Genomic DNA, 11332 nt, shown 5'->3' with positions numbered 1-11332 from the left:
TGGAACACATCGCCGACACCCGTCACGGCCAGCGCACCTACGGCTACGACGCCCTCGACCGGCTGATCCGCGTGCGCCACTCGCGCGACGAACTGCCGGAAAGCTTCGCCCACGACCCGGCCGGCAATCTGCTGATGCAGGATCGCCCCGGTCCGAGCCAGATCAAGGGCAACCGCCTGTTGATGCAGGGCGACCGTCATTACGACTACGACGCCTTCGGCAACCTGATCCGCGAGCGCCGTGGCACCGCGCAAAAACTCGTTAGCGAATACCGCTACGACTGCCAGCACCGCCTGATCGGACTCACTCGCCCCGACGGCCAAACCGCGAGTTACCAGTACGACGCCTTCGGCCGACGCATCCGCAAAACCGTCGACGGCCAGATAACCGAGTTCTTCTGGCAAGGCGAGCAGATCGTCGCCGAAAGCAGCCAGAGCGAATACCGCAGCTACGTCTACGAACCCGGCACCTTCCGCCCACTAGCGCTGCTCGACGGCAAAGGCCCGAAAAAAGCCTGCCCGTTCTATTACCAACTCGACCACCTCGGCACCCCGCTGGAGTTGACCGATTACAGCGGCGAAATCGTCTGGTCCGCGCAGTACGACGCCTACGGCAAAGTCGCCGCGCTGAGCCTCGCTGCTGACGAATACCTGAATCAGCCGCTGCGGTTTCAGGGGCAGTATTTCGACGCGGAAAGTGGGCTGCATTACAACCGGCATCGGTATTACGACCCAAGGTTGGGACGGTATCTGACGCCGGATCCGGTGAAGTTGGCCGGGGGGTTGAATCAATACCAGTACGTGCCGAATCCGACGGGGTGGGTGGATCCGTTGGGGTTGAGTTGCAATTGTCCGCCGTCTGCGCCGCGACGTCCGATGCGGTACGAGGCTGGTCGCGTGGTCGTCGAAGAGGGAGAACCCCCATTACCGAAAATGACGGCGCAGGAGCGGCGGACGAGGATTGATGAAGTAGCCGAGGAAAATGCAAAGAGGCGTGTGAGTGAGTATGAAAAACTTTATGACATGCACACGGTGAAAAAACATGGTTCGGAAATTTCTGATCCAGCACTCAAGCAGCGAGCGATCAATGGAGCTGATCCTCACACCGGCGAGATTCCGAAAGGTGCCAAAGGTAATCTAAGCTCTCAGTTTCGTAGTTGGCGTATGCATTTGGGGGCCTTGAATAAAGCGATGACGAAGGATAAAAACGGATTGATTAGGCATACAGGGAAGGATCAGAAGAAAAATCCAATAGTTAGGTTGGAACTTCCAGGAGCTGGGCGCGGCTATAGACCCAATAAGAAAGATGCACAAAAACCGAGGCTCAATGAGGATATGAATTGGTTTGAGGTTAAATTCGACAAGGCAAATACACAGAGGCCTTTTACAGGCTTCCCCGCGGAGGGAAAGTGATGCTGAAAGATCCATTTTTAAATGAGCGTTTTGAACCGGATTTAATGTGGTTTGTAGGGGTGTTTGATGTTTATGACAGAGAAGAAACCAAGGGTGTAGAACTCGGGGTTTATGATCCGAATGATCAAGCTGATAGAAGTGTTCTAATAAGGCAGTTTAGCTTAAATCAGCCTTATCTATCGCATAGGCATAAGCAGGCTCTCATTGAAAATCTAGAGGAGGTGCTTAAGGATCCAAACTTCGATTTCCAAATCATATTTGAAATAGATGAGTGTGAGGCAAACAGTTGGCCGCGTGAAGAATGGTATTCATTGGAAAGTCCACGCTGTTTTTTCCAAGATATCTATAAGCTAGCAAAAGAAGTTTGGAAGGAGGATCTGCTGATCGCAGCTAGTGAGGATAAGTCGGCTTGGTAGACTGAAATTAAGTCAACGTTGGCCAATCAGCTGCGATGAATGAAGGTCTGCAGTGGCAAGACTATCAATCACATGCACGCTATACCCCGGAATATTCTTCGCATGATGCTTCGCCTGCGATGCCATCTCAGCGAGCTGACTGGCATCCAGTTGTGCGCAGGCCTCCGGGTGTAGATGTACGACGCCAATGGACAGCGACAACAGTGGAAACTCTTGCCGCACGCCTTGGCGATTCGGGGCGATGAAGCAGCCGGCGTCGAGGTGTTCAGTGCGATAGAAGCGTCGGCATTGGCTCTGGAAATCATCGAGCAGTTGATTCAGTCGCTTGCGCCAGTCTTCGGGGCCGAGGACCAGGAGAAAGTCGTCACCGCCAATGTGGCCGACGAAGTCGCGGGTAGGGTCTACGCGTTCGTTGAGGCATTGCGCCAGGCACAGTAGGACTTCGTCGCCGCGCCCGTAGCCGTAGATGTCGTTGAAGGGTTTGAAGCTGTCGATGTCGACGTAGCAGATGACCGACTCGCGGCCTTGTTGCAGCAACCGCGTCAGGCATTGCTGGATGGGCACGTTGCCGGGCAATAAGGTCAGCGGGTTGGCATAGCGAGCCTGCTGGATCTTCAGCTCGGTAATCAGTTTGAGCACATCGATTACCCGGCCGAGGCCGAGGTAGCTGCCGTTGAGGGTGATGATGAAGTCTTCTTCGATGCGCTGGCGGGCGCGGCTGGTGATCAGGCGGCTGACTTGTTGCAGCGACTGGCTCATTTCCACGGCGAGGAAATCGTCGTTCATCAAACGGCTGATCGGTTTGCGTGCGAACAGGTCAGTGGCGAAGGGTTTGAGCAGTGCGTCGGACAATGAATGGCGGTGGACGATGCCACAGGGCTGGCCTTGCTCGTCGAGCACCGCCAGTGAATTGAGGTTGGCCTGACGACGGAAGGCTTCCAGCACGGTGGCGGTTGGTGTGTCGCGAGGTACGGCCGGTTGGTCGTTGAGCAGGGCGCTGAGGTCGCTGCCTTCGTCGTTGAGCGCCACCGCGCTGCTGTCGTGTTTGGGCATCAACGCGCGGGCATCGCGCGGTGGATGTTCTTGCGGACGACCGAGCAGATAACCCTGCACCAGGTCGACGCCCATTTCCGTCAGCACGGCGAGTTCTTCTGGCAACTCGATGCCTTCGGCAATGACTTGTGCTCGCGAGGCTTTGGCGATTTGCAGGATCGAGCCAACGAATTCGCGCTTCAACGCGTCCTGATGAATGCCGTCGATGAAGTGCCGGTCAATCTTTACGTAATCTGGACGCAGCTCCGACCACAGGCGCAGGCTCGAATAGCCCGCGCCAAGATCATCCAGCGCAATCGAAAAGCCCATCGCCCGATAGTGATGCAGCGCGGTTTGCAGTAACTGGAAGTCGTCGATTGGCGTTTGTTCAGTCAGCTCTATAACGACCTGACTCGGTGGAATGCCGAAGTCCTGCAGCAGTTGCAGCGTGCGGCCCGGTTGATGGGCGGCTTCGAGCAGGGATTCTGGCGAGACGTTGAGAAACAGCTTGCCCGGCAGTTGCTGTTCATTGAACCGACGGCAGGCGCTTTGCCGGCAGGCGATCTCCAGTTCATTCAAACGCCTGGCTTGTCGCGCCACAGCGAACAACGCAATCGGTGAGTGAAGAGGGCTGTTGGACGGCCCGCGAGTGAGGGCTTCGTAGCCGAGAATACGTCGCTCAGAGAGGCTGATGATCGGCTGGAACAGGCTGTGCAATCCGCTTTGAGTCAGGATCGAGCTCAAGGCACTCAGCTGTTCGGTCGTGGTCATGGCAATCTCTGGCGATAAAAAAAGGACTGGGAGCGCTCTCCTTGAAGAGAGTGGCTCCCAGTCCTTTATTGCACGACAGAATGATGACTGTTTGATGACGATCCGGGGATCGTCATCATTAAATTGCCATCACTTACTTCTTGGCCACCTGATTGCTCAGCTTCAGGTAATCCAACAGCACGCGCCCGGTTTCGCTCAGGTAGGCATCGTCTTCTGGTTTGACCTTGTCTGGCTCGGCGGCGGAGAGGGCGTCGTCGTCTTCTTTCTTCAGCTCTTTGAGCGGCTCTTCGCCTTTGGCCTTGCGACGGATGTTTTCCATCGTCAGCTGTTTGGCGTCGATGTCGGCGTGCTGGGCACGACGATCAGCTTCGTTGAGGCTGACGGTTTTTTCTTCCATCAGTTTCTGCGCCAGGGCCAGCTTGTCGCGGATGAACACGAACTCGGCATCCTTGGCGGTGCGGGTGTCATGTTCGGACTTGAGCTGGGCCAGGAACGGTTTGAACGGATCGGCCGCCGGTTTGATTGCCGCGCGGATGGTGTCCCACGGCATGGCTTCCGGCAGTGCGCTCTCACCGATTTCCTTGGTGTCGATCAGCGACGGGTAGTCGATGTCCGGCAGCACACCCTGATGCTGGGTGCTCTGACCGGAAACCCGGTAGAACTTGGCCAGCGTCAGTTTCAGTTCGCCGTGGTTCAGCGGCTGAATGGTCTGCACGGTGCCTTTACCGAAGGTCTGGCCACCGATGATCAGCGCGCGGTGATAATCCTGCATGGCACCGGCGAAGATCTCCGAAGCCGAGGCGGACAAGCGGTTGACCAACAGTGCCATCGGGCCTTTGTAGAACGCGCCCGGGTTTTCATCTTCCAGCACGTCAACGCGGCCATCGGCATTACGCACGAGGACGGTCGGGCCCTTGTCGATGAACAGGCTGGTCAGCTCGGTGGCTTCCTGCAAGGAACCGCCGCCGTTGTTGCGCAGGTCGATGACCACGCCGTCGACTTTGTCTTTCTGCAGCTCGGTCAGCAGCTTCTTGACGTCGCGAGTGGTGCTCTTGTAGTCCGGATCACCGGCACGGAACGCCTTGAAGTCGAGGTAGAAGGCCGGGATCTCGATGACGCCGAGCTTGTAGTCCTTGCCGTCCTGTTTCAGGTTGAGAATGGACTTCTTCACGGCCTGATCTTCGAGCTTCACCGCTTCACGGGTGATCGGCACAATCTTGGTGGTCTGGTCGTTCGGCGCATTGCTCGCCGGAATCACTTCCAGGCGCACCACGGTGCCTTTCGGGCCGCGAATCAGCTTGACCACTTCGTCCAGACGCCAGCCGACCACGTCGACCATTTCTTTGTTGCCTTGGGCAACGCCGATTATCTTGTCGGCCGGGGCGACTTGTTTGGTCTTGTCGGCCGGGCCAGCCGGCACCAGACGCACGACTTTCACCTGGTCGTTGTCGCTCTGCAACACGGCACCGATGCCCTCGAGGGACAGGCTCATGTTGATGTCGAAGTTTTCCGCGTTATCCGGCGACAGATAGTTGGTATGCGGATCGTAGGACATGGCGAAGGTGTTGATGTACGCCTGGAAGATGTCTTCCGGACGGGTCTGATCCAGGCGCGCCAACTGGTTCTTGTAGCGCTTGGTCAGGGTTTCCTGAATCTGCTTCGGTTCTTTGCCGGCGATCTTCTGGCGCAGGACTTCGTCCTTGACGCGTTTGCGCCACAGATCATCAAGCTCTGCGGTGGATTTCAGCCAAGGGGCGTCCTTGCGATCGATCAGCAAGGTTTCCTTGGTGTTGAAGTCCATCTTGTCGACGCCTTTGTTCAGCTCGGCAAGGGCGAAGTCCAGACGCGCCTTGACGCGGTCCAGGTAGCGCTTGTAGATGGTGAACCCGGCGTTGAGGTCGCCGCTTTTGAGGAAGTCGTCGAACTGGGTCTTCCACTTGTCGAATTCGGCGATGTCGCTGGCCATGAAATAGCTGCGCGACGGATCCAGCAGCTTGATGTAGCTGTCGTAGATGATCACCGAGCGCGCATCGTCGAGCGGCGGCTTGCTGTAGTGGTGGCGCTTGAGCAACTCGACGACGTTCAGACTGGCGATGACTTCATCGCGATCAGGCTGCAATTTGTCCCAGCTGTTGGCTGCGAATGTATTGCCCGACACCGGCATGAGGCCGATACCGATGAAAAGAGCGAGGGCGGTGCTGGGGAGCAAATGCTTCATGCTGATTCGACGCGGGGACAATTGATAACGCATATTAGGCCGTCTTTGAAGTCGCCGGTTCTACGAGAGCCGGTCGCATAATGCAAAAAGCCCGGCGCTACAGCTTCGGGCTCAGTCCAGACTCACTATGGAGGCACTGTGAAGGCATTGCAAGGCGTTGAAGGTCAAGTGGCATGGGTTGAAGAGCCGAGTCCTACGTGTGATGTAGGACAAGTCCGCATCCGAGTGGCGGCAGCCGGCCTCAATCGCGCCGATTTATTACAGAAAGCGGGGCTTTATCCGCCACCGCCAGGGGCCAGCCAAGTGCTCGGTCTTGAGTGCTCCGGGGTCATCAGTGAGGTCGGTGCGGGCAGTTCGTGGCAGGTCGGCGATCGGGTTTGCGCCTTGCTGGCCGGGGGCGGCATGGCCGAAGAGGTGGTGGTCGACGGGCGGCATGTACTGCCGGTGCCCGAAGGCGTTTCGCTGATCGAGGCGGCGGCATTGCCTGAGGTTTACGCAACAGTCTGGTTGAATGTGTTTCAACTTGCGGCGCTCAAACCGGGTGAGAAAGTTCTCTTGCACGCCGGGGCAAGTGGAATCGGTTCAGCCGCCATTCAGTTGTGCAAGGCGTTTGGCAATCCTTGCTGGGTCAGCGTCGGTTCAGCCGAGCGTTTGGCGTACTGCGAGGCTCTGGGCGCACAGGGCGGGGTGGTTCGCACCGACGATCTGGAAAGCCTGCGCGACTTCGGACCGTTCGATGTGATCCTCGATCCGGTCGGCGGTAATTATTCGGCGCTGAATCTGAAACTGATCGCGCTGGACGGGCGTTGGGTGCTGATCGGGCTGATGGGTGGCCGCGAGGCGAAACTGGATTTGGCACAGGTGTTAGGCAAGCGCGTGCAGTTGCTCGGTTCGACATTGCGCAGCCGTGACGATCAATTCAAGGCGGATCTGTTGAGTGATCTGGGCCAGCACGTGTGGCCGCTGTTTGCCGAAGGTCGGTTGCGTCCACAGTTGGCCAAGGCGTTTGCGGTGAAGGATGCTGAAGCGGCGTTTGCGGAGCTGGCGAGTAATACGGTGACGGGGAAACTGGTGTTGGTGATTGACGAAAGTCTGAGCTGAGATCAGAGCAAGGTCAAAAGATCGCAGCCTTCGGCAGCTCCTACAGGGGATTGCATTTCAAATGTAGGAGCTGTCGAAGGCTGCGATCTTTTGCTTTTATTTCCAGAGATGGATTGGCCAGCCGGCTTTTTCAGCATGCTCAAGCAACACCGGATCCGGATTCACCACATGCGGAAAATCCACCTTCAGCAGCAACGGCAAATCATTGCGAGAATCTGAATAGAAGCTCGCGCCTTCCAGATTCTCTTCCTCAGCATCCAGCCATTCCAGCAATCGGATGATCTTGCCTTCGCGGTAAGTCAGGGTGCCGACGGTGTGGCCGCTGTACACGCCATGGGCGACTTCCAGTTCAATCCCCAGAATTTCATCGATACCCAAGCGATCGGCAATCGGTTTGACCAAGTGCGTGCCCGACGCCGAGATCACCAGAATCCGGTCGCCGGCCTTGCGGTGAGCGGCTATGGTTTTGGTTGCGTCGCTGAAGATGATGGGTTCGATGAAGTCTTCAACCCACGGTCCGACCAAGTGCTCGACTTCCTCAGGCGTGCGCCCGATCAGCGGCTCCAGGCTGAAGTCCATGTAGTCTTCCATGCGCAATTTGCCATGGCTGTAGGCGTCCATCAGCTCGTTGTTCTTGCGCATGAACGACTCGGGATCGACCCAGCCCAGGCGCCCCATCTGTTCGCTCCAGAGGGTGGCGCAGTCGCCGTGGATCAACGTTTCGTCCAGATCAAAAATTGCCAAAGCCATCGGTTCTCTCCGAGAACAGCTGCGAGCTACAAGCGTCGAGCTGCAAGAATTGAAATCAGTTTCGCCGCAGTCTACAACTTGAAGCTTGTAGCTCGAAGCTTGCAGCTGCTTTTAAGCTACCTCACACAGGGCCGTCGGATCGATGGAAAGCGCCAGACGCTGACCGTCGGGATGCAGATCGGCGGCCGAGCGGTTGAGCACGTCCACCACCAGTTCCACCCCGCGGGCTTCGATGCGATAGCGGATCACGTTGCCGAGCAGACTGTGGCTGCGGATCTGCGCGTCGAGTTCGCCGTTGAGGCTCAGTTCGATGGCTTCCGGGCGAATGGCGATGCGGTGGTTGATCGGGCGCTGCAACAGTTTCGACGCGGCTTCGGCGTCGAGCAGGTTGTAGTTGCCGATGAAGCCGGCGGCGAACACATCGATTGGCGCGGTGTACAGGGTTTCGGCGTCGCCGCTCTGTACGATTTTTCCCTGATTCATGAGGAAAATCCGGTCAGACATGGTCAGCGCTTCTTCCTGATCGTGGGTGACAAAAATCGTGGTCAGGCCGAGCTCGCGTTGAATCTGGCGGATCTGTTCACGCAGGTGTTTACGAATCCGCGCATCGAGCGCCGACAGCGGCTCATCCAGCAACAGCAAACGAGGACGCGTGACCAGTGAGCGGGCGAGGGCGACGCGCTGACATTGGCCACCCGACAATTGATGCGGATAGCGGCTGGCAAAGTCGTTCAGTTCAACCAGTTTCAACACTTCCGAAACGCGTTTATGACTGTCGTCGGCGTTAACCTTTTGCATGCGCAAACCGAAGGCGACGTTCTGTTCGACGGTCATGTTGGGAAACAATGCATAGCTCTGGAACACCATGCCGATCCCGCGCTTCTGCGGGCTTAACGGCACGATGTCGACGCCATCGAGGAGGATCTTGCCGCCATCCACTGGCGTCAGGCCGGCGATGCAGCGCAGCAGGGTGGACTTGCCGCAACCGGACGGACCCAGCAGGGTGACGAATTCGCCCTTGTTGATTTCACAGTCGATGTCGCTGAACACGGTGGTGCCGGCGTAGCTTTTCTGCAGGTGTTGGACGCTGACATAGCTCATTCGCTTTTGTCCTTGTTCAAGATGTTGGCGATCCAGGTCAGGACCAGCACGAAAAAGAAGTACGAAATAACCAGGGCACTGGTGAAGTGGCCGCTGCTGTTGCGCATGTTGTTCAGATAAACCTGCAGGGTTTCGTAGCGTGTACCGACGAGGATGTTGGCGAATACGAACTCACCGAACAGGAACGAGAACGACAGCAGCAACGCGACCATCAGGCCTTTGCGCAGGTTCGGCAGCACCACCAGAACCGCTGCTTGAAAGGTGCTGGCGCCGAGCAGTTGCGCGGCGTCCATCAGGTCACGCAGGTTGATCGCTTGCAGGTTGTTGGTGATCGCCCGGTACATGAACGGCAGCGCCACGGTGAAGTAACAACCGATCAGGATCCACGGCGTGCCGACCATCGCCATCGGCCCGGAACCGTAGAGCTGCAACAGACCCACCGAAGACACCACCGGCGGCACCGCGAAGGGCAGCAGGATCAAGATGTTCATCAGCGCATCGAGCTTCGGGAAGTGGTAATGCACCACAAACAGCAGCGGCAGAATCAACACCACCGATAGTACCAGTGCGCCGACGCACACGATCAATGACTGGCCGAAGGCGTGCAGGAAGCGCGGATCGCTCCACAACTGGAGGTACCATTTGAAGGTGAAACCACTCGGGAGAATGGTTGCCGACCAGCTGCTGGCGATTGAGTAGATCAGCGTGCCAACCAGCGGCAGCAAGAGGATGGCGAACAGCAGGTAGACCACGACGCGGTGGTAGAGGCCGGCCGGGCCGGATTCAGCGCGAGACATGGTAGCTCCTCTTCAACAGCAGTTGATGCACGACAGTGACGATGGTCATCAGCGCCACCAGCACCACGGCCAGTGCGCTGGCCAGATTGGGGTCGAGGGAAATATCGCCGGAGACCATCGCCGCAATCCGGATCGGCAGGACGTTGAAGTTGCCAGTGGTCAACGCATAAACCGTGGCGTAAGCACCGAGGGCGTTGGCCAACAGGATCACAAACGTACCGAGCAGCGCTGGCGTCAGCACTGGCAAACCGATGTGCCGCCAGAACTGCCAGCCGTTGGCGCCAAGCAGCGCGGCGGACTCGCGCCAGTCTTCACGCAAGGCGTCGAAGGCCGGATAAAGCAGCAGCACGCCGAGGGGAATCTGGAAGTAGGTGTAGAGGATGATCAGCCCGGTTTTCGAATACAGGTTGAAGTCCTGAATGATCCCCGACTGCTTCAGCATGAGGGTGATGCTGCCGTTGAAGCCGAGCAGGATGATGAACGCGAACGCCAAAGGCACGCCGGCAAAGTTGCTGGTCATGTTGGCGAAGGCGTTGACGAAGTTGCGCAGTTTGGAGTCGACCCGGCGCAGGGAATACGCGCCGAGGACGGCGATGATGATGCCGAACACACTCGACCAGAAGCTGATCTCGAGACTGTATTGGATCGCCTGCAAATAGAACTTCGAGCTGAAGATCTTGCTGAAGTTGGCGAAACCCCAACCGAACTCTTCCGATTGCAGGCTGTTGATCATCACCCAGACCAGCGGGGCGATTTCGAAGACGATGAAGAACAGCGCGAAGGGCACCAGGCATAGCGCCGCCAGCCATTTGCCGCGAATCATTGAGTTCACTTGAGCAGCTCCCGGCACACAGGTTTGTCGTGGGGTACGCCGAGCAGTTCGCAAACGGTGCCGCAGATTTCCGTCTGTTTCGGCGCGGCATCAGCGCTGAGGCTGAACGCCTCGCCGAGGACGAACAGCGGCACTTGGCGCTCTTCCGGCAGCAAGCCGTTGTGCGAGCGGTCGTTGTTCATGCCGTGGTCGGCGGTCACCAGCACTTGGTAGCCAGCGTCGAGCCAGTTCTGCAAATAGTCAGCGAGGATGATGTCCGCCGAACGCGCGCTGTTACGGTATTGCGAAGAGTCGAGGCCGTGTTTGTGCCCGGCGTCGTCGATGTTCATCGGGTGGATCAGCAGGAAGTTCGGATCGTGGCGCAGGCGCAGGTTTTCGGCGTCGGCGAACAGGTGCGAATCCGGGTAGTGATCGTTCCAGTAAAAATGGCCGTGCTGGATCGGCAGCGACAGATTGTCGGTGTGGCGGTCGCGGGCGGCGACGAAGGGCGAGCGGTTGTAGAGCTCGCTGACCCAGTGATACGCCGCTGCAGCGGTTTTCAGACCGGCCTCTCGGGCATAGTGATAAATGCTGCGTTGATTGGACAGGCGCGAGACGTTGTTGTGGACGATGCCGCTATCGATCGGCGGCACGCCAGTGAGGATGCATTCATAAAGCGGTCGGGACAGGGCCGGCAACTCGCACTCCAACTGGTAGAGCGCGGCGCGTCCTGCGCCAACATAAGCCTGCAGATGCCCCATGGCGTGACGCGCGACCTCGTAGTTGAGGCCATCGAGCACGACAAGGATGACGTTGTGCTTCATAGGGGCAAAAACTCCGAAAACAAAACTGGAACCAACCCCTGTAGGAGCTGCCGCAGGCTGCGATCTTTTGATGTTGCTTTTAAAGGGCAAGATCAAAAG

At 57.7% G+C, this 11332-nt stretch carries 10 protein-coding genes; 3 read left to right on the top strand and 7 right to left on the bottom strand.

Going from position 1 to position 11332, the window contains the following annotated elements; genetic code table 11:
• Together EJA71_RS05210 and EJA71_RS05205 are read left to right on the top strand one after the other, a co-directional pair.
• Nucleotides 1-1412: RHS repeat domain-containing protein (locus tag EJA71_RS05210; protein WP_178113657.1), on the top strand; the 1412-nt coding region annotated here is incomplete at its 5' end.
• Nucleotides 1412-1828: a hypothetical protein gene (locus tag EJA71_RS05205; protein WP_256671476.1), complete on the top strand. Its 417-nt coding sequence runs from the start codon at nt 1412-1414 to the stop codon at nt 1826-1828. The genes EJA71_RS05210 and EJA71_RS05205, both read left to right, overlap by 1 nt.
• A gap of 12 nt (nt 1829-1840) precedes the next feature.
• On the opposite strand, the gene EJA71_RS05200 is transcribed toward EJA71_RS05205, so the two are convergent.
• Together EJA71_RS05200 and EJA71_RS05195 are read right to left on the bottom strand one after the other, a co-directional pair.
• Entirely contained in the window at nt 1841-3631 is a 1791-nt protein-coding gene (locus EJA71_RS05200; RefSeq protein ID WP_158954907.1) for a bifunctional diguanylate cyclase/phosphodiesterase, read from the bottom strand.
• A gap of 133 nt (nt 3632-3764) precedes the next feature.
• The gene (locus tag EJA71_RS05195) at nt 3765-5849 is read right to left on the bottom strand and encodes a carboxy terminal-processing peptidase (protein WP_178113656.1); all 2085 of its coding nucleotides are present in this window, start codon (nt 5847-5849) and stop codon (nt 3765-3767) included.
• Nucleotides 5850-5987: 138 nt separating this feature from the next.
• Here EJA71_RS05195 and EJA71_RS05190 point away from each other — a divergent pair, with 138 nt between their 5' ends.
• Complete coding sequence (locus EJA71_RS05190) at nt 5988-6950, top strand: zinc-binding dehydrogenase (protein WP_158954903.1); 963 nt, start codon at nt 5988-5990, stop codon at nt 6948-6950.
• A 96-nt stretch (nt 6951-7046) separates the two neighbouring features.
• Here the strand turns inward: EJA71_RS05190 and EJA71_RS05185 are convergent, their stop codons facing one another.
• The 5 genes from EJA71_RS05185 to EJA71_RS05165 all read right to left on the bottom strand — a co-directional run bounded on the left by EJA71_RS05185 (nt 7047) and on the right by EJA71_RS05165 (nt 11233).
• On the bottom strand, nt 7047-7700 hold the full coding sequence (locus EJA71_RS05185; RefSeq protein ID WP_158954901.1) for an HAD family phosphatase: 654 nt from the start codon (nt 7698-7700) through the stop codon (nt 7047-7049).
• A 111-nt stretch (nt 7701-7811) separates the two neighbouring features.
• Nucleotides 7812-8801, bottom strand: a complete 990-nt coding sequence (locus EJA71_RS05180; protein ID WP_158954899.1) for an ABC transporter ATP-binding protein — start codon at nt 8799-8801, stop codon at nt 7812-7814.
• The gene (locus EJA71_RS05175; RefSeq protein WP_158954897.1) at nt 8798-9598 is read right to left on the bottom strand and encodes an ABC transporter permease; all 801 of its coding nucleotides are present in this window, start codon (nt 9596-9598) and stop codon (nt 8798-8800) included. The genes EJA71_RS05180 and EJA71_RS05175 overlap by 4 nt, the downstream gene beginning before the upstream one ends.
• Nucleotides 9585-10421 carry an ABC transporter permease subunit gene (locus tag EJA71_RS05170; RefSeq protein WP_178113658.1) on the bottom strand — a complete coding sequence of 279 codons (837 nt, stop codon included), beginning with the start codon at nt 10419-10421 and terminating at the stop codon, nt 9585-9587. The genes EJA71_RS05175 and EJA71_RS05170 overlap by 14 nt, the downstream gene beginning before the upstream one ends.
• 5 nt (nt 10422-10426) lie before the next feature.
• Nucleotides 10427-11233, bottom strand: a complete 807-nt coding sequence (locus EJA71_RS05165; RefSeq protein WP_158954893.1) for an alkaline phosphatase family protein — start codon at nt 11231-11233, stop codon at nt 10427-10429.
• Nucleotides 11234-11332: the final 99 nt, after the last annotated feature.

Origin of the sequence: Pseudomonas sp. PB106 (genome assembly GCF_009764645.1) — a bacterium.
Classification (GTDB): domain Bacteria; phylum Pseudomonadota; class Gammaproteobacteria; order Pseudomonadales; family Pseudomonadaceae; genus Aquipseudomonas.
The sequence above is the reverse complement of the archived record's forward strand: the minus strand, read 5'-3'. Positions and strand labels throughout refer to the sequence as shown.